The following is a 20181-nucleotide window of genomic DNA, read 5'->3' on the forward strand; positions in this document are numbered from 1 at the left end:
GCGAAACGCCGCGCAGGCGGGGTTCCCGTTCATTTCCCCGTCAGCGGATTGAACCACAACTCGTGCCGCGCCAGCGGCGTTTCCGGTCCCAGTTGCGGATTGGCGAGGCGGATCACGCGGCGCTGGTCGAGCTGCGCCTTGCGTATCAGGTCGCCCTTGTAGCGCTGGAACAGGGTGCCCAGCGAACCGTCGCGGATCATGGTCTCCATGCCCGCTTCGATGCGCGTGGCCAGCTGCCTGCCTTGCGCGTCGCGGCGCAGGAAAAAGTAGCGCGGCAGCGGGTAGTGTACGAGCAGCGTTTGCTCGACTGCCATCCGTGGATATTCTTCATGGCGCTCATCGATCTCGCGCGAGGCCTCGTCGATCGAGCGCAGGAAAAAATCGAAGCGGTTGGCATCGAGCATGGAAAACAATCCCGTGTAGCTGCTGCCTTCCACCACGGGTATTCCGGCCGCACGCAGGATCTCGACGTCGGTCCAGCCCTGGCCCAGGCCGGCGCGCATGGACGCCAGGTCGGCCGCGCTGCGCACGCGCGCATAGCGCGGCTGATCTGAGGCGCGTATCAGCAGCAGGCGGTAGCCCAGCAGGCCGCGATCGACGGGCAGGCGCACCGGCAAAAACTCGCGTTCCAGTTCGGCCGAGGTGGCGCGCACGAATACATTGATCCGCCCCGGCTGCGAGCGCATTTCGTGCAGCACGCGCGGCGGCGACATGGCCACCGCCGAGCGCCGCACATCGAACTCGCCCGCGCGTGCACCGGACTTCTCCAGCGCCATGCGCAGCACTGCCCACTCGTAGTCGTAGCGGCTGTCCACGCCTTCGCTGGTGAGCGGATACGTCAATATTGTCGGTGCGGCCACGGCGGCGCGGGCAGGAGCGCCGCACAGCAGCAGGCCTGCAGCGAGTAGCAGCCGCCAGGTCTTGCGCCGGCCTTCAGTATCGGGTTGCCGCATGGAGGGAGCCAGGAAAAACCCGCAGTGTGCCACGCGGCGCAGGCTCTTGCCAACGCACTTGCTGCAGGCGCGCTGCGAAAACGTGCGCGGCGCCAGGCTCGGCCTGGCTGCTGCTTACGCGATGCCGTTGCATGCTGCGCAGGGCCGTCACGCTGCTGCGACACGCAGTCCAGCATTTGCCGCGCCAATGGGACCACGGCTGCTGACGACCGGCGCTATGCTGCGCACGGACACCGGAGACGAGGGCAACACGAACTTGCCCACCAGGTCGGCCAGTTCCTCCGCCTGCTGCTGCATCGATGCGGCGGCGGCCGCCGACTGCTCGACCAGCGCGGCGTTCTGCTGGGTCACGCCGTCCATCTCGATGATGGCGTGGTTGACCTGCTCGATGCCCATGCTTTGTTCGCGGCTGGCAGCGGCGATTTCGGCAATCATGTCGCGCACCCGGCGCACGCTGTCCACCACGTCGCTCATGGTGGTGCCGGCTTCGTCCACCAGCGCCGCTCCGGCATCGACCTTGGCGACCGAGTCGCCGATCAGGGTCTTGATTTCCTTGGCCGCCGCCGCGCTGCGGTGGGCCAGGTTGCGCACCTCGGTTGCCACGACCGCGAAGCCGCGACCCTGCTCACCGGCGCGCGCCGCTTCCACCGCCGCATTGAGCGCAAGGATATTGGTCTGGAACGCGATGCCGTCGATCACGCTGATGATCTCGACGATCTTCTTCGACGAATCGTTGATCGCTTCCATCGTCTGCACCACGCTGGCAATCACCACGCCGCCCTTGCCGGCCAGCTCAGAGGCGCTGGTGGCCAGGCTGTTGGCCTGCCGGGCGTTGTCGTCGTTTTGCTTGACGGTGGACGTCAGCTCTTCCATCGACGACGCGGTTTCTTCCAGCGAGCCGGCCTGCTGCTCGGTGCGTGACGACAGGTCGAGGTTGCCGCTGGCGATTTCCCCGGCAGCGGTGGTCATGGTGTCGGTACCGGCGCGGACCTGGCCGACGATCTGCTGCAGGCTGGCGTTCATTTCCTTCAGAGCGCCCAGCAGCATCGCGGTCTCGTCGCGACCCTGCACCACGATGTCGCTGGTCAGGTTGCCGGCGGCCACGGTCTGGGCGATCTCCACGGCGCGGTTGATCGGCGTGGTGATGCTGCGCGTGATCAGCCAGGCGGTGATCAGGCCGGCGAGGATGGCCAGGGTGCTGATGCCAATGGTGAGGTTGCGTGCCAGTTCATAGGTAGCGTCGGCCTGCGCGGTGGCTTCCTCGTTCTGGCGATTTTCGCTGGCGACCAGTGCGGCCAGGCTGTCCTGCCATTTTTTTTGCGCGGTGCGCAGCTCGTGCATCAGGACCCGGGTGGCTTCGGCGTTGTTGTTCGACAGGCCCAGCGCCTGGATCTTTTCCATCAGCGGCAGGGCTGCCGCAGCATGGGTCTTGATGTCTTCGAGCAGCGCCGTTTCTTCGGGCAGGATGCCGTACACCTCGAAGGTCTGGCGCAGTTTCTGCTCGGCGCTGGCGTAGTCGGCGGCCTGGTGGCGGATACGCTCGACCTGCGCCTGCATGTCGGCCGCATCCTGCAACAGCACGATGTTGCGCAGCGCGATCATGCGATCGTCAACGGCCAGGCGCATGGCCGACGCCATGCTCGCTTCCATATTATTGCCCTTGGTGATTTCGACCATCGCCTGCTGGATGGCGGACATGCGGGTGACGCTGAGGACTGCGACCGCCAGCAGCATGGTGAGGACGAAGCTGAAGGCGATGATCAGGCGCGGGCCGATCTTGATATTGGTAAGTTTCATGGTGCTGCTCCGGTGAAGGTGGACAGCGGCGGAGCTTGGGGCCGGAGTAATACTGGGATGCTGCAAGGCGGGGCTGGGACATGCAGGTAGATGGACAGGATTGTACAAGGGTTTCCATGTGGAAATCTATCCTTTCCAAAAAGATAGATTGAACGTGGTTTGCTGTAAACTTCGCCGCTATCGGCGTCACGCCAGCTTAGCCTTGTCTCAGATGAAAAATCGTCAGTTCCTGTTGTTGTGCGCCGCCACTGTAGCGCTGCTCGCGCCCGTGGTCCACGCCGCCCCGGCTGCCGCCAGAATCGGCAACCCGAAGGCCGGTGAAGCCGCGTTCCTCAAATGCGCGTCGTGCCACCAGGTGGGCAAGTACGCGCAACCGGCCTACGGCCCGCAGCTGAACGCCATCGTCGGCCGCAAGGCCGGCACGTCGGCGGGCTACAAATACTCGGAAGCGATGAAGCGCTCGGGCCTGGTCTGGACCGAAGCCAACCTGGCCGCCTTCCTGCGCGCCCCGCACGACGTGGTGCCCGGCACCAGCATGCGCTTCTGGGGCATCAGCGACGAGCAGCAGGTGGCCGATTTGCTGGCCTATATGCGCGGCTTGCGCTGAGTGAGTGCGAATTTTTCCGATCTTAAGACGCTTAGCCGCAGTGCGGACTACGTCCCACCATTTACCGTGTTCAATCTTGGCGGCAATAAATTCCGGCTAATCGCCATTGTTCATTACGCCAGTGGCACGATCTTTATTCGCGACGTGTTCACACACGGCGAGTATGATAAGTGGACCAAGCGTTATCAGCAGGGAAGGGTCCGGCAATGAATACTCTGACAGACGATATTGATGCCCACGCACTCGAAGCGGCATGGGGCGAGCTCGACAGGGTGGCGCGGTTGCGGCCGATCCACGATGAGGACAGCTACGATCACGCGGTGGCGTTGATGAACCGCGTGCTCGACGTAATGGGGGATAACGAGCAGCATCCGCTGGCCGGGCTGCTGGAGTTGCTGGCCACGCTGGTCGGCAACTATGAACAGAAGCATTACTCTCTTATTTGATGGCGCGGCAGCCATGAACGCCGCGCCATCAACAGATGCCTGATTAGCGCGACTTGACGAACGGCGTACCCAAAGCTTTGGGCGCCACCGACTTGGCCATCAAGCCAGCCAGCACGATCACTGTCACCACGTACGGCACCATCTGGATCAGCGAGCCTGGCAGGCGGCCTACCACCGGCAGGTCCACGCCTTCGATCTGGATTTGCACGGCAGCGAAGAATCCGAACATCAGGCAGCCGAGGAACGTGTACAGCGGCCGCCAGTTACCGAACACCATGGCCGTCAGGGCCAGGTAGCCGGCACCGGCCGACATGTCGCGCAGGAAGAAGCCGCTCTGCACGATCGACAGGTATGCGCCCGAGAACGAGCACAATACGCCCGCCACGATCATGGTGATGTAGCGCTGGCGGGCGACATTGACGCCGGCGGCATCGGCCGCGTGCGGGTTCTCGCCGCAGGCGCGCAGGCGCAGGCCGAAGCGGGTGTGGTACAGCAGCCAGTGCACCAGCGGCACCAGCGCGAACGCCAGGTACACCAGCACCGAATGGCCGCCGATCAGGTGCGCATACACCCAGCCGATGAACGGCACGTCGCGAATCGCAGCGGTCCCCGGCAGCACCACGTCGAACAGGCGCGCGGACCCGATGTCCGGCGTGCGGCCGCCCTGCTGGAAGATGTACTGGGCCACGACAAAGGTCAACCCGCTCATGGCGATGTTGATGGCGATGCCGGCGACCAGCTGGTTGCCCTTCTGGGTGATGGCCACGTAGGCTTGCAGGGTGGCCAGCAGGATGGACACCAGCATGCCGGCGGCGATGCCGTTCCACGGGTTTTGCGTGATGTACGCCACGGCGGCCGAAACAAACGCGCTGGCGAGTATCTTGCCTTCCAGGCCGATGTCGATCACGCCCGAGCGTTCGGCGAACAGGCCGGCCATGCCGGCGAAAATCAGCACCGGCGCATTGCGCACGGTCGATACCAGGATGCTGCCAAGATGGAGGTCGTCAAAAGTCATATTGTCAGTCCAGTAGTCATTTCTTCTTCAGGTTCAGCATCTTGGCGATGACCGGCGCGTACAGGTTTTCCATGGCGCCGCAGAACAGGATGATCAGGCCCTGGATCAGGATCACGGTTTCGGGCGGGATGTTCTGCTTTTCCAGTGACAGGTCGAAGCCGCCCTGGGTCAGTGCGCCGAACAGCACTGCCGACAGGAAGATGCCCACCGGGTGCTGGCGGCCCATCAGCGCAATGGCGATGCCGATGAAACCGGCGCCACCGACGAAGTTGAGCGACAGGTAGTGGGTGGAACCCATGACCGAGTTGACGGCGCCGAGGCCAGCCAGCGCGCCCGAGATCAGCATGACGACGATGATCATCTTGCTGATACGGATGCCGGCGTAGTGGGCCGCATGCTTGTTCAGGCCCGTGGCGCGCACCTTGAAGCCCCACGACGACCGCGTGGTCATCACGCCGTACACGGCCAGCGCGAGGATGGCCAGGAAGAAGCTGATGTTGAGCGGGGTCTCGCCCAGGATCGGGAACCACTGGTTCAGGCGCGGCAGCTCGGCCGCTTCGGTAAACAGGCGGCTGGCGGGATTCTGCTCGCCGTCCGGGATCATGTACTTGACGATCACGAAGTTCATCAGGGACGCGGCGATGAAGTTGAACATGATGGTGGTGACCACCACGTGGCTGCCGCGCTTCGCTTGCAGGTAGCCGGGCAGGAACGCCCACAGGCCGCCGAACAGCGCCGCACCGAGCACGCCGACCGGGATCAGCGCCCATGCCGGCAGCGAGCTGTCGAAGGCCAGCATGGCCAGCGTGAGACCAAGGCCGCCCAGGTACATCTGGCCTTCGGCGCCGATGTTGAACAGGCCTGCCTGCATGGCGATCGACACCGCGAGACCGGTAAAGATGAACGTGGACGCATAGAACAGCGTGTAGCTCAGGCCTTCCGGATTGACGACAGCGCTGTTGACCAGGATGGCCAGCGACTCGGTAGGGCTTTCGCCCAGCATGTGGATCACCAGCGCGGTCACCAGGAGGGCCGACAGCAGGTTCAGGAGGGGCATGACAAAGGCTGTCGCCCAGCGTGGCAGGTCTTGGTTGTTCATGATTTGTGCATCCCGCCCATCAGCAAGCCAATGCGGGTGGTATCGAATTCTTCAATTTTCAGTTCGCCGGTAATGCGGCCGCCGCACATGACGAGAATACGGTCGGCCAGCGCCCGCACTTCTTCCAGTTCGACCGACACCAGCAGGATGGCCACGCCGGAGTCGCGCAGCGCCAGCAACTGGCGGTGGATGCTCTCGATGGTGCCGATATCGACGCCACGGGTGGGCTGGCCCACCAGCATCAGCGTCGGTTGCGCCAGCACTTCGCGCGCGATCACCACCTTTTGCTGGTTGCCGCCCGAGAGCAGGCCGATACGCAGGTCGTGGTTGTTGGGGCGCACATCGAAGTCCTTCATCAGCGCCGCGCAGCGCGCTGCGATGGCCTTGAAGTCGAACAGGCCCCAGCGGCCTTTGAGCTTGTCCTGGTAACCGAGGATGGTGTTGTGCATGACCGAGAAGTTTTTCACCACGCCGTCGCGCAGGCGGTCTTCCGGAATGTGGGCGATGCCCAGGTCGCGGATGGTGCGCGGCAGGCCGTCGGCGTCGGAGCGGCCGGCAAACGGCAGCGCCTTGCCCTGGAAGTCCACCTGGCCCGACGACGGCAGGCGCATGCCGGACAAAATCTCCATCAACTCGCTCTGGCCGTTGCCGGACACGCCGGCAATGGCGACGATCTCGCCGGCGCGCAGCGTAAAGCCGATATCGGCCAGCAGCTTGACGCCCTGGCCGTCCTGCAATTGCAGGTTCTGCACGTGCAGCACCGGCGCGCCCGGATTGTAGGGCGCGCGGGGCAGGTTGTTGATGATCTGGCGGCCCACCATCATGTTGGCCAGGTCTTCCTTGGTGGTGCCGGCGGTGGGCACGGCGCCGATCACGCGCCCGCCGCGCATCACGGTGACGGTGTCGGTGATGTCGAGGATTTCCTGCAGCTTGTGGGTGATCAGGATGATGGTCTTGCCCTGTTCCTTGAACAGGCGCAGGATTTCGAACAGCGACGCGGTTTCCTGCGCCGTGAGCACGGCGGTCGGCTCGTCGAGGATCAGGATGTTGGCGCTGCGGTAGATCTGCTTGAGGATCTCCACGCGCTGCTGCGCGCCGACGGACAGGTCGTGGATCACGGCCAGCGGATCGACGTCGAGGCGGTAGCGGGCGCAGATCTCGCGCAGCTTCGCTTCGACCGCCGCGCGCTTGGGCTTGAGCTGGAAGCCGCCTTCGCTGCCCAGCATGACGTTATCGAGCACGGTCATGTTCTCGACCAGCATGAAGTGCTGGTGCACCATGCCGATGCCCATCGCGATCGCCTCCTGGCTGGTGCGGATGTGGCGCGCCTGGCCATCGAGCAGGATCTCCCCGCCATCGGCGCGGTAGTATCCGTACAGGATGCTCATCAGGGTCGATTTGCCGGCGCCGTTCTCGCCCACCAGGCCATGGATCGAACCCTTGGCGATGGCGAAGCTGACGTCCGTGTTCGCCTTGACAGCCCCAAAGTGCTTGGAGATGCCGCGAAATTCTACTGCTGGCTGCATAGTCGTAGTCGGTGCGGAGTAATAAGAAAAAAACCAAACGCGCCGCCGGGGATGCTCCCCGGCGGCGCGCTCTGAAGTCAAACAGGGATCAGACCGGGCAGGCCGCGCCCGAACGGATGTCGATCACCTTGACCTTGCCGTCGATGATGTCCTTGCGGGCGCCAAGCACGCGCTTTTCGATCTCCGGGGTGATCAGCTTGCGGTTGCTGGCGTCCAGCGCCCAATCGACGCCGCCTTCCTTCAGGCCCTTGGCAGTGACGCCGGCCTTCCAGGTGCCGTTCTTCACTTGCGTGAACGAGTCGTACACGGCGTTGTCCACGCGCTTGACCATCGACGTCAGGATCGAGCCTGGATACAGCGCGTTCTGGTTCGAATCGACGCCGATCGCCAGCTTGCCTTTTTCCTTGGCCGTTTGCAGCGTGCCCATGCCCGAACCGCCGGCCACGGCGAATACCACGTCCACGCCACGGTCGAACTGCGAGCGCGCCAGTTCGCCACCCTTGGCCGGATCGTTCCAGGCGGCGGCGGTGGTGCCCACCATGTTGGAGAATATGTCGATCTTCGGATTGACCGCCTTGGCGCCCTGCGTGTAGCCGCAGGCGAAGGTGCGGATCAGCGGAATGTCGATGCCGCCGATGAAGCCGAGCTTTTTCGATTTCGACGCCATGGCGCCAGCCACGCCGACCAGGTACGAACCTTCTTCTTCTTTAAAGGTGATCGAGTTGACGTTGGCGCCTTGCGCCACACCGTCGATCAGCACGAAGCGCACTTTCGGGAATTCCTTGGCGACCTTCTGCACGGCAGCCTGCTGGGCGAAGCCGATCGAAGCGATCAGGTCCAGGTTCTTGCGGGCCAGGCCACGCAGCACCTGCTCGGCCTGGGTGTCGCTGGAGGCTTGCACCTCGATGAAATTGATACCGGTTTCCTGCTTGAAGCGCGAGGCGCCTTCGAATGCGGACTGGTTGAACGATTTGTCGAACTTGCCGCCGGCGTCATACACGACGGCCAGTTTTGGGGCCGCTGCGGACGCGCTGGCAGCGACCAACACGGCTGCAACCGTCAAACTAAGTTGTTTAAGTTTCATGAATAGGCTCCTGGAAGAACGATATTGTATATTTTTATTGGACGAAACATGTACTTTGGCCGCGTTTTCTCGCATCGACTGCCTGATTTTTAAGCAATCGGACCATTTCAGGGGCCGCTGCGTGAAACCATCACTAGCATTCGCACGTGTCGCACCGCAGCAACGTTGCAAACCAAATAAAATATTTTTTCACTGTTGCGTTTTCATGCACACCGGCCCGATTTCACACGGCGCCTTGCGCAGCTTGCCTTCTTCAATTTCTCCGCCGCCGCCGCGTTTTCACTCTGCAACGCAGCAAACATGCCGCTCGCGACTATTTTTTAAGCAGCCTACAACTATGCATCAGTCTTGATATGTACGACAAATTCGTTTTTGCTTGGCTATTTATATCGATTAGCTATTAATCAAGCTGGGGAAAATCCCGGTTTGCGGCGCTTTTTGACCGTGCTAGCATCGCATCCAGCGTTTTCCACATAACCATATAAACAATATCCGGGAGCAGTATCCATGAGCACACATCGTTTCGTCTTGCGGTCCGCCGTACCATCGCTGATCGCCCTGGCCGTGGCCAGCGCCTTCCCGCTGTCGTCGGCCCTGGCCGCCGAAGCGGCGGCAGTCGCTGCAGCCGTGGCAGAGCAGGGGGCGGAACAGGACGCCAGCGCCGCCGGCACCGCTGCCCCGGCCACCCGCAACCAGCTCGAAACCGTGATCGTCACCGCCCAGCGCCGCGCCGAGAACATTCGCGACGTGCCGATGTCGATCGCCACCGTCAAGGGCGACAAGCTCGATGTGCTCACCTCCGGCGCCGCCGACATCCGCTTCCTGTCCGGTCGCACGCCGTCGGTCAGCATCGAATCGGACTACGGCCGCACCTTCCCGCGCTTTTACATCCGTGGTCTCGGCAACACCGACTTCGACCTGAACGCGTCGCAGCCGGTCGGCCTGGTGATGGACGACATCGTGATGGAAAACGCCATGCTCAAGGGCTTCCCGGTGTTCGACGTGGACCAGGTGGAAGTGCTGCGCGGCCCGCAGGGCACGCTGTTCGGCCGTAACTCCCCGGCCGGCGTGATCAAGTTCGACTCGGCCAAGCCGGTCTTCAAGACCGAAGGCTATCTGCAGCTGGGCATCGGCAGCTTTTCGGCCAAGACGGCCGAAGGCGTGTTCAACATGCCGGTCAGCGACACCGTGGCGCTGCGCTTCTCGGGCACCAGCCAGCACCGCGACAACCGCGTGCACAACACCAACCCTACCGCCGGCAAGGGCACCCAGGACTTCGAAGGCTATGGCGACCAGGCGTTCCGCCTGCAGGCGCTGGTGCAGCCGAACAAGGACTTCTCTGCCCTGTTCAACGTCCACGCCCGCAACTACCACGGCAACGCCGCACTGTTCCGCGCCAATATCATCAAGAAGGGCACCAACGACCTGGTGGACGGTTTCGACTACGGTTCGTACGCCAGCGACGGCATCAACCAGCAGGACCTGGAAACCAAGGGCGGCAGCATGCGCCTGAAGTACACCACCGGCGACATCACGCTGCACTCGATCACCGGCTACGAAAAACTCAAGTTCTACAGCCGCGCCGACGTCGATGGCGGCTATGGCGCTGCCTTCGCGCCGCCGTCGGGCCCCGGCTACATCCCGTTCCCGGTGGAGACCGCCGACGTGCTGCCGAATCACCGCCAGTTCTCGCAGGAGTTCCGCGCCGAGTCCAACTACCGCGGCCCGCTGCAGTGGATCGCCGGCCTGTTCTACTTCGACGAGAGCATCCAGATCGACAGCATCAGCTTCAACAGCTTCGCGCCCGGCAATCCGCAGAACGCCAACTACGCGGTGCAGTTCCAGGATACCAAGTCGTATGCGGCTTTCGGCTCGCTCAACTACACGGTATCGGACCAGTTCAAGGTGCGCGGGGGTGTGCGCTACACCAACGACAAGAAGGATTTCCGTGCCTCGCGCGTGGAAGGTCCGCGCCCGGTTGACCGCACCAATTTCAACCTCAACGACACATCGCACAACTTCAGCTGGGACTTGAGCGGCACCTATGAGCTGAACAAAACCACCAACCTGTTCGCCCGCGTGGCCACCGGCTATCGTGCGCCGTCGATGCAGGGGCGCCTCGATGACCTGAAGAGCGAGCCGTCGTTTGCAGGCGCCGAAAAGGCTTTGTCGTACGAGGCCGGCATCAAGCAGGACCTGTTCGACCGCCGCGCCCGCCTGAGCGTTTCGGTGTTCGACTACCGCATGAAGAATAAGCAGCTCACCGCCGGCAACGGCACGGTGAATATGAACCGCCTGATCAACGCCGACAAGGTGACCGGGCGCGGCGTGGAACTGGACTTCCAGGCCAACCTGAGCGACGAATTCAGCATGACCGCCGGCTATAGCTACAACGATACCGAAATCAAGGACAAGAGCCTGATCGTCCAGCACTGCGGTAACAACGCCAACAGCTTGAATGGCGACGGTTCGAGCGGCTGCACGCCGACCAACTTCAGCCCGCGCGCCGGCTACTCGTCCATCGACGGCAACCCGCTGCCGCGCGCGCCGAAGAACCAGCTGAACTTCACGCTCAAGTACAGCACCGAGATCGGCAACGGCGAGTTCTACGCCATGACCGACTGGGCCTACCGCACCAGCTACAATTTCTTCCTGTACGAAGCGCCTGAGTACACGGCCAAGAAGCTGACCGAAGGCGGCGTGCGCGCGGCCTACAAGTGGGGCAATGGCAAGTACGAAGTGGCGGCGTTCGGCCGTAACATCACCGACCGCCAGGTGATCCTCGGCGCGATCGACTTCGACAACCTGACCGGCATCATGAACGAACCGCGCACCTGGGGCGGTACCTTCAAGGTCAATTTCTAATTTGCTGTAAATTCAAAGCCCCGCGCACTGCAAAGTGCGCGGGGCTTTTTACTTTGGGAGGCATTTTGTTGAACCATACCGTCAATCTGTGGCCGCTCTTGGGCGTGGCCGTGATCATCGTGGGCTTTGCCCTGCGCGCCCATCCCGTGCTGGTGGTGGTCGCCGCCTGTTTCGTGACCGGCTTTGCCGCCGCCATGGACGTGCCCACCCTGCTGGCCACCCTGGGCGCGGCGTTTATCAAAACCCGCAACCTGCCATTGATCCTGCTGCTGCCGCTGGCCGCCATCGGCCTGCTCGAGCGCTACGGCCTGAAGGAGCATGCGCAGGCGTCGATCGCCCGCATCAAGTCGGCCACCGCTGGTCGCCTGCTGATCGTCTATCTTGCCATCCGCGAAGTGAGCGCCGCCTTCGGGCTGACCAGCATCGGCGGCCACCCGAACATGGTGCGCCCGCTGATCGCGCCGATGGCCGAAGGCGCGGCCGAAGTACGCTACCCAAAGCTGCCCGACACGGTGCGCCACCGCATCCGCGCCATGTCCGCCGCCACCGACAACGTCGGCCTGTTCTTCGGCGAGGACGTCTTTGTCGCCTTCGGCGCCATCGTGCTGATGCAGACTTTCCTGCTCGGCGAGGGACTGAACGTCGATCCGCTGCACATCGCGCTGTGGGGCATCCCGACGGCGGTCACCGCTTTCATCATTCACGCATGGCGGCTGCACCGGTTTGACGCCCAGATTGCGCGCACCATGAAACGGATGGCGCCATGATCATCCGCCTCGACTATTTTTATTATGTGCTGGGCGCGATGCTGCTGGCGATTGCCGTGATGACGCTGCGCGACCGCCACCATCCGAAGCGGTATTCGAGCGCGCTGTTCTGGGGCCTGTACGCGGTGGTGTACCTGGCCGGCGAAGAACTGCCACCCATGGCCGCCGGCGCGCTGATGGTGGTGATGGCGCTGATCGCCGGCTTCGGCGGCGTGGCGCTGGGCCGCCACGGCGAACGCACGCCGCAGGAACGGCAAAGCAGCGCCGCGCGGCTCGGTCACAAGCTGCTGCTGCCCGCGCTGGCCATCCCTGTGGTGACCATGATCGGTTCCACGCTATTAAAAGATGTGCAATTCGACGGCCGGTTCCTGCTCGACCAGAAGAACCTGACCCTGGCGAGCCTCGGTTGCGGTTCGCTGATTGCCGTTGCCATTGCCTGTGCGCTCACCCGCGCCACGCCGGTGCAGGCGCTGCGCGAATCGCGGCGGCTGGTCGATCACCTGGGGTGGGCCGTGGTGCTGCCGCACATGCTGGCGGTACTGGGCCTGCTGTTTTCCGAAGCGGGCATGGGCAAGGCGGTGGCGCACGTGGTCACGTCGTACATCGACATGGACATGAAGCTGGTGGCGGTGGCCGTGTACTGCCTGGGCATGGCGCTGTTTACCATCATCATGGGGAACGGCTTCGCGGCTTTCCCGGTGATCGCGGGCGGCGTCGGGGTGCCGGTGCTGGTCGGTGTGTTTGACGCCAATCCGGCGGTGATGGCGGCGATCGGCATGTTCAGCGCCTACTGCGGCACGCTCATGACGCCGATGGCGGCCAACTTCAATATCGTGCCGGCCGCGCTGCTCGAACTGCCCGACAAGAACGCCGTGATCAAGGCGCAGGTGGCCACCGCAGTGCCGGTATTACTGGCCAATATCGCGCTGCTGTACTTTTTGATGAATTTGTAACGGTCATGCCGGGCAACGACAATTGGAGTAGAGTAGCGTCCTGGTAGGAGGTAGGAGGTAACCAATATGCCAATGCGAAAAATCATCCTGTTGACGGGCTTCGAGCCTTTCAACCAGGAGACCATCAACCCATCGTGGGAAGCCGTGCGTGCCCTGCAGGGCTGGAGCGAGGGCGACTTCATCGTCCACGCGCGTCAGCTGCCGTGCGTATTCGGACAGGCCAACAAGGTGCTGCACCACGCGGTGGAAGAACTGCAGCCATGCATGGTGATCGCCGTGGGGCAGGCGGGCGGCCGCGTCGATCTGTCGGTCGAGCGCATCGCCATCAACATCGACGACGCCCCGATTGCCGACAACGTGCAGCGCCAGATCGTCGACCAGCCGGTGGTGTATGGCGCGCCGGCCGCGTACTTCTCCACCTTGCCGATCAAGGCCATCGTCCACGCGCTGCGCGAGGCGGGGCTGCCGGCATCGGTGTCGCAAACCGCCGGCACCTTCGTGTGCAACCACGTGTTCTACGGCCTGATGCACCAGGCGCGCGACTGGGGTACCACCATGCGCGCCGGCTTTATCCATATTCCGTACCTGCCGCAGCAGGCCGCCGCCCATCCGGGCACTGCCAGCATGCGGCTCGACGACATGGTGGAAGGGTTGCGTATCGCGATCCGCACCACGCTCGCCCACACGGTCGATGTGCGCGAGTCGGGCGGCGTCACTCACTGATGTCGGTGCGGGCCGGTGGATTGAGAATGTTGAGAAAGGCGCGCACCACCGGCGCGTCGTCCAGCGCGGTGTAGGTAATGTAAAGATTGGCCGATGGCGGGTTGGTGCGGATCGGTACGAACACCACGCCGGGCCAGCCGATGCGGCTGGTAGTTTCGGGCAGCAGCGTGACGCCCAGGCCCGCGCCCACCATCGCCAGCAGGGTTTGCGGCTCGGTCGCTTCCTGGAAAATGGTCGGCTGGAAGCCGGCATCCACGCAGCACTGGATCAAATAGCGCGGGAACGACGACTTGTCGAGCGCCAGCGTGAGCATCGGTTCGTTGGCAATGTCGATCAACTCGATGGCGTCGGCCTTGGCCAGCGGGTGGTGCTCGTTGATCGCCACGCACACATCCTCCTTGAAGCACAGCTCCTGGCGCAGGTGATCCTGGCGCAGCAGATCTTCGTCGATGCGCGGCTCGCGCCAGAATCCCACGTCCACCTGCTTGGCGCGCAGCGCCTCGTATTGCAGGGTGGGGCCCAGTTCGTGGATGGTCCAGGTCACGCGCGGGAACTTGGTCTGGAATTCCTCGAGCAGGCTGGGGATCGGTCCCCACATGGCCGAACCGACGATGCCCACGCGCAGGCGGCCGACTTCGCCGCGATCGATCTGGCGGATGGTGTCGATGGTCATGCGCATGCGGCCCAGCAGGTCGGAGGCCTCGCTCATGAGCGCCTTGCCGGCCACGGTAAGCTCGAACGTGCGCGTGGTGCGGGCGAACAGCTTCACACCGAGTTCGCTCTCGAGCTTCATGATCTGCTGGCTGAGCGGCGGCTGCGATATGTGCAGCCGCTCGGCCGCCCGGCTGAAACTCTTTTCTTCTGCGACGGCGAGGAAGTACTTCAGTTGTTTCAGGTCGATGGACATGGGCGTTAGTGTATCAGGCGGCGAGCATCGCCACCGCCAGCGCGGCGCCGCAGCGGGCGTTGTTTTTCACCAGCGCGATATTGGTCACCAGGCTGCGGCCTGCGGTCAGCGCCTTGATGCGCGCGAGCAGGAACGGCGTGACGTTCTTGCCGGTCACGCCCTGATCATCCGCTTCGCCCAGCGCCTGCAGCGTGATGGCGTCGATCTCTTCTTTCGGCATCGCCTCGCTGGCCGGCACCGGGTTGCTGACCACCACGCCGCCCTTGAGGCCCAATGCCCACTTGGTGCGGATGAAGCCAGCTTGCTCGGCCGGGGTGTCGAGCTGGAAGTCGGCATTGAAGCCGCTCTCGCGGGTGAAGAACGCCGGGAAGCCGCGCTGGCCCACGCTCACCACCGGCACGCCGTGGGTTTCCAGGTATTCGAGCGTCAAGCCGATGTCGAGGATCGATTTCACGCCCGCACACACCACGGCCACCGACGTCTGCGCCAGTTCCTGCAAGTCGGCCGAGATGTCGAAACTGGTCTCGGCGCCACGGTGCACGCCGCCGATGCCGCCGGTGACAAACACGGAAATGCCGGCCAGTTCGGCGCAGATCATGGTGGCGGCCACGGTGGTGGCGCCCAGCTTCGACTGCGACAGCACGAACGGCAGGTCGCGGCGGCTGACCTTCATGGCGTCGGGCGAGGTGCCCAGCAGCTCTAACTGTTCATCGGACAGGCCGATGCAGATCTTGCCGCCGATGATGGCGATGGTGGCCGGCACGGCGCCGCCGTCGCGGATGATCTGTTCCACTTCACGCGCCATCTGCACGTTTTGCGGGTAGGGCATGCCGTGCGAGATGATGGTCGATTCCAGCGCGACGATGGCCTTGCCGGCAGCGCGGGCGGCGGCAACTTCAGGGGAGAACAGCAGGTATTGATGCATGATGGTTCCTTGTTATGCGTTGGTATAGAGCGGCGCGGCATTGCCGGGGTCGTGCGTCGCATCGGTATCGGAGATGTTGTCGAGCAGGCCGGCGTCGGACAGTGGCGCCACGGTGCTGGCGCTTTGCACGGTGACGGCGGCCAGCGCCAGGCCACGCCGGCAGGCCAGGGTCAGGTCGGCACTGTCTTGTTCCTGCACCAGCGACCAGCAGACCGCGGCGGAGAAGGCATCGCCGGCGCCGGTTACATCGACCACTTTTACCTGGTGCGCGGCCAGCCACACCAGCTGGCCGGCGCGGGTGTGGAACACGCCCTGGCTGCCGCAGGTGACGATGACGTCGCGCGCGCCGCGTTGCTGCACCTCGGCGCAGGCGGCGCGCACGTCGGCTTCGGTGGGGAGCAGGCGGCCGGCCAGGGTTTCAAGTTCGGCGCGGTTGAGGATCAACAGGCGCACGCCGTGCAGGTCGTGCGGCAGGCGCGCCATCTTGGGCTGCGAGACGGCGACAAGAACCAGCGGTGCGCCAGCGGCGTCGTTTCGGGCGCTGTCGATCAGCGCGGCCACCGTGTCGCGTGGCAGGTTCAGGTCCGCGACCGTGAGCGCGGCGGCGGCGCGTTGCGGCGCGCGGCTGGCCAGAAATTCGGGCGTCAGTTGGTCGTACAGCGCCATGTCGGCCAGGGCCACGTGCAGTTCGCCTTCGGCGTCGAGGATGGCGGTGTAGGTGCCGCTGGCGGTATTGGCCAGCGCCAGGCTGCCGCGCGTGTCGATGCCGGTGGCCTGCGCATGGTCTTGCAGTGCGCGGCCGGCGCCGTCGTCGCCGAGGGCGGTCAGCAGCGCTACCGGGGTTTGCAGGCGCGCCAGGTTCTCGGCGATATTGCGCGCCACGCCGCCATAGGCTTCCGACGCGGTGGCGGGATTCGAGGTGCCGGCTTGCAGGGCGGCGATGGTGCGCAGCTTGCGGTCCACGTTGGCCGCGCCGATGCACACCACCGGGCGCTGGTCGCGCGGCGCCGGCAGCACGTAGGCGCGGCCGAGCAGGCGCCGCTCGCGGATCAGGCTGGCGATATGGCCGGCCACGGCCGAGCGCGACAGGCCCAGGTCCGCCGCCAGGTCCTGCTGCGAGATGAAGGGATTGGCGTGGATCAGCTGGTACAGCTGTTCCTTCTTCGAGAGTTCGTTCACAAGGCATGGTCTGGTTTAAACATTTGTCTGTGATGGTAAACAAATGTCTGAATTCGGTCAACCGCTATCAGTAGCTTGCGTCAGCGAAGTTTCGGATGATTTATAATACTGGCCCATTTATATGCGCCAAATATAAATGGGCAAGAAAAATGGTATTTGCCATACATAATGGGGATGAGGCATCATGTCGCATCTCCATGCTCGTCCAATGGCCGTCTCTCGGCGCGACCCGATCGGCCCATCCCAAGAACAACAGAGGAAAATCATGTCCAGCAACTCCCCATTCCAGGCCGCCGAAATCGTCCGTGCCCGCATTCCTGCAGACTTCAAGCCACGCGTGGCGATGATCCTGGGCTCCGGCCTGGGCGTGCTGGCCGAGCAGATGACCGACGCAGTCACCATCAGCTTCAACGAGCTGCCGGGCTTCCCGATCAGCACCGTGCACGGCCACGCCGGCGAACTGGTGGTGGGCACCCTGGCGGGCGTGCAGGTGGTGTGCATGAAGGGCCGCGGCCACGTGTACGAAGGCTATGGCCTGGGCGTGATGACCAGCGCCGTGCGCACCATGAAACTGCTGGGCTGCGAGATGCTGTTCGTGACCAATGCGGCCGGTTCGCTGCGCACCGAAGTCGATGCCGGCTCGCTGGTGGCGCTGACCGACCATATCAACTACCTGCCGGGCACCCCGATGATGGGCCCTAACGACGAGCGTTTCGGTCCGCGCTTCTTCAGCATGGCCAACGCCTACGACGCCGACCTGCGCGCGCTGCTGCACGCGTCGGCCAAGGAAAAGAACGTGCCGCTGCACGAAGGCGTGTACATCGCCTACGCCGGTCCCAACTTCGAGACCCCGGCCGAAATCCGCGCCTTCAAAACGCTGGGCGCCGATGTCGTCGGCATGTCGGTGGTGCCGGAAGTGGTGTCGGCCCGTCATTGCGGCCTGAAAGTGGTGGGCGTGTCCGCCATCACCAACCTGGCAGAGGGCCTGTCGCCGTTCCCGCTGTCGCACGAGCAAACGCTGAAATACGCAGCCGTTGCCGCCACGTCGCTGATCGAAGTGATTTTGGCCTTCCTGGCCAACGTGGGCAAAACCCCGCAGGCGTAAGTAATACCCGAAGGGGCGGCTGGTCCGCCCTTTTTTGCTTTTGAAGGAGCACACCATGAAACGCGCATTTATCCTCCTGCTTGATTCCTTCGGCCTCGGCGCCACGCCCGACGCGGACAAGTACAACGATGTCGGCGTCAACACTTTCGGCCATATCGCCGACTGGGCCGCCAAGGCTGGCACGCCGATGCAGTTGCCGGTGATGGAAAAACTGGGCCTGGCCGCGGCCGCCCATGCCGCCAGCGGCGAGTGGGCCCAGGGTTTCAACCAGCGTGACGGTTTCACCGCCGCCTACGGCGCCGCGCGCGAGCGCTCCACCGGCAAGGACACCCAGTCCGGCCACTGGGAGATCGCCGGCGTGCCGGTGGAATTCGACTGGGGCTATTTCCCGAAAACGGTGCCGTCGTTCCCGGCGGAGCTCACGCAAAAGCTGCAGGAACTGACTGGCGTGCCGGGTTTTCTCGGCGACTGCCACGCCTCGGGCACGGAAATCATCAACAAGCATGGCGATGAACACGTCGCTACCGGCAAACCGATCATCTACACCTCGGCCGATTCGGTGCTGCAGATCGCCGCGCATGAAGAATCGTTCGGCCTCGAGCGCCTGTATCAGGTGTGCGAGATCGCCTTCAAGCTGGTGGAGCCGTACAACATCGGCCGCGTGATCGCGCGTCCGTTCACCGGCGCCAACGGCAATTACACCCGCACCACCAACCGTCACGACTACGCGGTCGCGCCACCGGCGCCCACCTTGCTCGACCACGTGAAGAACGATGGCGGCGAAGTGATCGCGCTCGGCAAGATCAGCGACATCTTTGCCACGCAAGGCGTGTCGCGCGTGGTCAAGGGCAAGGACAATATGGCGCTGTTCGACGCGTTGCTGAAAGTCCAGGACGAGGCGGGCGACAAGTCGCTCACGTTCGTCAACTTCGTCGACTTCGACCAGGCTTTCGGCCACCGCCGCGACGTTACCGGCTACTCGAACGCGCTGCACGAAATGGATGCGCGCCTGCCCGAGTTCATCGCCCGCATGCAGGACGGCGACGTGGCCGTGATCACCGCCGACCATGGTTGCGACCCGACCTGGCCCGGCTCCGACCACACGCGCGAACACATCCCGATGATTTTCTTCGGCCCCGGTATCAAGCCGCAGCAGCTGCCCATCTCGGAATCGTTCTCCGACATCGGCCAGACCCTGGCGCACCACCTGGGCGTGCCACCACTTTCCAACGGAAACAACCTGTTATGAGCCAAGACTTGCACCTCGCTGATTTCAAGCGTAACGAAGCCGTCCCGCTGGACCTGGGCTGGATCAACCACATCCACATCAACAAGAGCGCGGCCGACCGCCGCGCCGCCAGCCTGGCCAACCGCCGCACGGTGAAAAAAGAGTACCAGGCTGCGTGGCTGGTCAAGGCCATCGGCCTGATCGACCTGACCACGCTGTCGGGAGACGACACCCCGGGCCGCGTGGAGCGCCTGTGCCGCAAGGCCATGCGTCCGCTGCGCGCCGACCTGGTCGAGGCACTGGGCCTGTCCGATTACCCGCTCACCACCGGCGCCGTGTGCGTGTACCACGAGATGATCAAGCCGGCCGGCGAAGTGCTGCAAGGCCGCCTGCCGATCGCCGCCGTCTCCACCGGTTTCCCGGCTGGTCTCACCAGCATGGAAACCAAGGTGCGCGAGATCGAACTGTCGGTGGCTGCCGGCGCGTCCGAAATCGATATCGTGATCACGCGTCAGCACGTCCTGACCGGCAACTGGCAGGCGCTGTACGACGAGATGCTGGCTTACCGCCAGGCCTGCGGCGACGCGCACGTGAAAGCCATCCTGGCCACCGGTGAACTGGTGACGCTGGAAAACGTGGCCAAGGCGTCGTGGGTGTGCATGATGGCCGGCGCTGACTTCATCAAGACGTCCACCGGCAAGGAGCCTGTGAATGCCACGATTCCCGTGTCGCTGACGATGGTGCGCGCGATTCGCGACTACCACGAGCAGACCGGTTTCAAGATCGGCTACAAGCCTGCGGGCGGCGTGGGCACGGCGAAAGCGGCATTGCAGTACCTGACCCTGATGAAGGAAGAACTGGGCAACGAGTGGCTCGAGCCGCACCTGTTCCGCATTGGTGCTTCGAGCCTGCTGACCGACATCGAACGCCAGCTCGAACATTACGTGACCGGCAGTTATTCGGCCGCGCACCGTCACGCCCAACCTTAAGAATCTGGACACG

19 protein-coding genes are annotated in these 20181 nt (G+C 63.8%); 10 read left to right on the plus strand and 9 right to left on the minus strand.

Annotation, left to right across the window (positions count from 1 at the left end; all coding sequences use genetic code 11):
- Positions 1-29 precede the first annotated feature (29 nt).
- Together F8197_RS23260 and F8197_RS29300 are read right to left on the minus strand one after the other, a co-directional pair.
- Positions 30-953, minus strand: coding sequence for a hypothetical protein (locus F8197_RS23260; RefSeq protein WP_152883935.1), 924 nt, complete (start codon positions 951-953; stop codon positions 30-32).
- A 147-nt stretch (positions 954-1100) separates the two neighbouring features.
- Positions 1101-2750, minus strand: coding sequence for a methyl-accepting chemotaxis protein (locus F8197_RS29300; protein ID WP_152883937.1), 1650 nt, complete (start codon positions 2748-2750; stop codon positions 1101-1103).
- Positions 2751-2961: 211 nt separating this feature from the next.
- Between F8197_RS29300 and F8197_RS23270 the strand changes: the two genes are divergently transcribed.
- From F8197_RS23270 to F8197_RS23280, 3 genes are read left to right on the plus strand one after another with little or no spacing between them, the layout of a single operon-like run.
- A complete protein-coding gene (locus tag F8197_RS23270) occupies positions 2962-3357 on the plus strand; it encodes a cytochrome c family protein (RefSeq protein ID WP_152883938.1) in 396 nt (131 codons plus the stop codon).
- The gene (locus F8197_RS29495) at positions 3358-3567 is read left to right on the plus strand and encodes a type II toxin-antitoxin system HigB family toxin (protein WP_373996956.1); all 210 of its coding nucleotides are present in this window, start codon (positions 3358-3360) and stop codon (positions 3565-3567) included.
- Entirely contained in the window at positions 3564-3803 is a 240-nt protein-coding gene (locus F8197_RS23280; protein WP_152883940.1) for a hypothetical protein, read from the plus strand. Before F8197_RS29495 ends, F8197_RS23280 begins: the two co-directional genes overlap by 4 nt.
- A gap of 43 nt (positions 3804-3846) precedes the next feature.
- Here F8197_RS23280 and F8197_RS23285 read toward each other — a convergent pair whose 3' ends face one another.
- The 4 genes from F8197_RS23285 to F8197_RS23300 form a co-directional block, all read right to left on the minus strand.
- Positions 3847-4818: an ABC transporter permease gene (locus F8197_RS23285; protein WP_019921484.1), complete on the minus strand. Its 972-nt coding sequence runs from the start codon at positions 4816-4818 to the stop codon at positions 3847-3849.
- Between the two features lie 16 nt (positions 4819-4834).
- Positions 4835-5917 carry an ABC transporter permease gene (locus tag F8197_RS23290; protein ID WP_056137581.1) on the minus strand — a complete coding sequence of 361 codons (1083 nt, stop codon included), beginning with the start codon at positions 5915-5917 and terminating at the stop codon, positions 4835-4837.
- Positions 5914-7443 carry an ABC transporter ATP-binding protein gene (locus F8197_RS23295; RefSeq protein ID WP_056137580.1) on the minus strand — a complete coding sequence of 510 codons (1530 nt, stop codon included), beginning with the start codon at positions 7441-7443 and terminating at the stop codon, positions 5914-5916. The genes F8197_RS23290 and F8197_RS23295 overlap by 4 nt, the downstream gene beginning before the upstream one ends.
- Before the next feature lie 88 nt (positions 7444-7531).
- Entirely contained in the window at positions 7532-8527 is a 996-nt protein-coding gene (locus F8197_RS23300) for a BMP family protein (protein ID WP_152883942.1), read from the minus strand.
- Between the two features lie 507 nt (positions 8528-9034).
- On the opposite strand from F8197_RS23300, the gene F8197_RS23305 reads away from it, so the two are divergent.
- The 4 genes from F8197_RS23305 (at position 9035) to pcp (ending at position 13835) form a co-directional block, all read left to right on the plus strand.
- Positions 9035-11392, plus strand: coding sequence for a TonB-dependent receptor (locus F8197_RS23305; protein ID WP_193333545.1), 2358 nt, complete (start codon positions 9035-9037; stop codon positions 11390-11392).
- Between the two features lie 68 nt (positions 11393-11460).
- Positions 11461-12159 (plus strand): DUF969 domain-containing protein, encoded by a 699-nt coding sequence (locus tag F8197_RS23310; protein WP_152884594.1) that lies wholly within the window; start codon positions 11461-11463, stop codon positions 12157-12159.
- Positions 12156-13112, plus strand: a complete 957-nt coding sequence (locus F8197_RS23315) for a DUF979 domain-containing protein (protein ID WP_152883944.1) — start codon at positions 12156-12158, stop codon at positions 13110-13112. The genes F8197_RS23310 and F8197_RS23315 overlap by 4 nt, the downstream gene beginning before the upstream one ends.
- A 72-nt stretch (positions 13113-13184) precedes the next feature.
- On the plus strand, positions 13185-13835 hold the full coding sequence (gene pcp / locus F8197_RS23320; RefSeq protein WP_152884596.1) for a pyroglutamyl-peptidase I: 651 nt from the start codon (positions 13185-13187) through the stop codon (positions 13833-13835).
- Here pcp and F8197_RS23325 read toward each other — a convergent pair.
- The 3 genes from F8197_RS23325 to F8197_RS23335 are packed head-to-tail and all read right to left on the minus strand — an operon-like array spanning position 13825 to position 16846.
- Positions 13825-14742: a LysR family transcriptional regulator gene (locus F8197_RS23325; RefSeq protein ID WP_056137576.1), complete on the minus strand. Its 918-nt coding sequence runs from the start codon at positions 14740-14742 to the stop codon at positions 13825-13827. The genes pcp and F8197_RS23325 overlap by 11 nt on opposite strands.
- 13 nt (positions 14743-14755) lie before the next feature.
- Entirely contained in the window at positions 14756-15667 is a 912-nt protein-coding gene (locus tag F8197_RS23330) for a pseudouridine-5'-phosphate glycosidase (RefSeq protein WP_019921493.1), read from the minus strand.
- Between the two features lie 12 nt (positions 15668-15679).
- Positions 15680-16846 carry a carbohydrate kinase gene (locus F8197_RS23335; RefSeq protein ID WP_373996957.1) on the minus strand — a complete coding sequence of 389 codons (1167 nt, stop codon included), beginning with the start codon at positions 16844-16846 and terminating at the stop codon, positions 15680-15682.
- Between the two features lie 265 nt (positions 16847-17111).
- Between F8197_RS23335 and xapA the strand changes: the two genes are divergently transcribed.
- The 3 genes from xapA to deoC are packed head-to-tail and all read left to right on the plus strand — an operon-like array spanning position 17112 to position 20168.
- Positions 17112-17951, plus strand: coding sequence for a xanthosine phosphorylase (gene xapA, locus F8197_RS23340; RefSeq protein WP_019921495.1), 840 nt, complete (start codon positions 17112-17114; stop codon positions 17949-17951).
- Between the two features lie 55 nt (positions 17952-18006).
- Positions 18007-19200 (plus strand): phosphopentomutase, encoded by a 1194-nt coding sequence (locus F8197_RS23345; RefSeq protein ID WP_152883946.1) that lies wholly within the window; start codon positions 18007-18009, stop codon positions 19198-19200.
- Positions 19197-20168: a deoxyribose-phosphate aldolase gene (gene deoC / locus F8197_RS23350; RefSeq protein WP_019921497.1), complete on the plus strand. Its 972-nt coding sequence runs from the start codon at positions 19197-19199 to the stop codon at positions 20166-20168. The genes F8197_RS23345 and deoC overlap by 4 nt, the downstream gene beginning before the upstream one ends.
- Positions 20169-20181: the final 13 nt, after the last annotated feature.

Origin of the sequence: Duganella sp. FT27W (assembly GCF_009295655.1) — a bacterium.
GTDB classification, from domain to species: domain Bacteria; phylum Pseudomonadota; class Gammaproteobacteria; order Burkholderiales; family Burkholderiaceae_D; genus Rugamonas; species Rugamonas zoogloeoides.

What these genes read in the sequence shown, in the direction of transcription:
- F8197_RS29300 (WP_152883937.1), bottom strand. Translation starts at nt 2,750, where the DNA reads ATGAAACTTACCAATATCAAGATCGGCCCGCGCCTGATCATCGCCTTC.
- F8197_RS23295 (WP_056137580.1), bottom strand. Translation starts at nt 7,443, where the DNA reads ATGCAGCCAGCAGTAGAATTTCGCGGCATCTCCAAGCACTTTGGGGCT.
- F8197_RS23280 (WP_152883940.1), top strand. Translation starts at nt 3,564, where the DNA reads ATGAATACTCTGACAGACGATATTGATGCCCACGCACTCGAAGCGGCA.
- F8197_RS23300 (WP_152883942.1), bottom strand. Translation starts at nt 8,527, where the DNA reads ATGAAACTTAAACAACTTAGTTTGACGGTTGCAGCCGTGTTGGTCGCT.
- F8197_RS23285 (WP_019921484.1), bottom strand. Translation starts at nt 4,818, where the DNA reads ATGACTTTTGACGACCTCCATCTTGGCAGCATCCTGGTATCGACCGTG.
- F8197_RS23305 (WP_193333545.1), top strand. Translation starts at nt 9,035, where the DNA reads ATGAGCACACATCGTTTCGTCTTGCGGTCCGCCGTACCATCGCTGATC.
- F8197_RS23260 (WP_152883935.1), bottom strand. Translation starts at nt 953, where the DNA reads ATGCGGCAACCCGATACTGAAGGCCGGCGCAAGACCTGGCGGCTGCTA.
- F8197_RS23290 (WP_056137581.1), bottom strand. Translation starts at nt 5,917, where the DNA reads ATGAACAACCAAGACCTGCCACGCTGGGCGACAGCCTTTGTCATGCCC.
- F8197_RS23325 (WP_056137576.1), bottom strand. Translation starts at nt 14,742, where the DNA reads ATGTCCATCGACCTGAAACAACTGAAGTACTTCCTCGCCGTCGCAGAA.
- F8197_RS23345 (WP_152883946.1), top strand. Translation starts at nt 18,007, where the DNA reads ATGAAACGCGCATTTATCCTCCTGCTTGATTCCTTCGGCCTCGGCGCC.
- deoC (WP_019921497.1), top strand. Translation starts at nt 19,197, where the DNA reads ATGAGCCAAGACTTGCACCTCGCTGATTTCAAGCGTAACGAAGCCGTC.
- F8197_RS23330 (WP_019921493.1), bottom strand. Translation starts at nt 15,667, where the DNA reads ATGCATCAATACCTGCTGTTCTCCCCTGAAGTTGCCGCCGCCCGCGCT.
- F8197_RS23315 (WP_152883944.1), top strand. Translation starts at nt 12,156, where the DNA reads ATGATCATCCGCCTCGACTATTTTTATTATGTGCTGGGCGCGATGCTG.
- pcp (WP_152884596.1), top strand. Translation starts at nt 13,185, where the DNA reads ATGCGAAAAATCATCCTGTTGACGGGCTTCGAGCCTTTCAACCAGGAG.
- F8197_RS23270 (WP_152883938.1), top strand. Translation starts at nt 2,962, where the DNA reads ATGAAAAATCGTCAGTTCCTGTTGTTGTGCGCCGCCACTGTAGCGCTG.
- xapA (WP_019921495.1), top strand. Translation starts at nt 17,112, where the DNA reads ATGTCCAGCAACTCCCCATTCCAGGCCGCCGAAATCGTCCGTGCCCGC.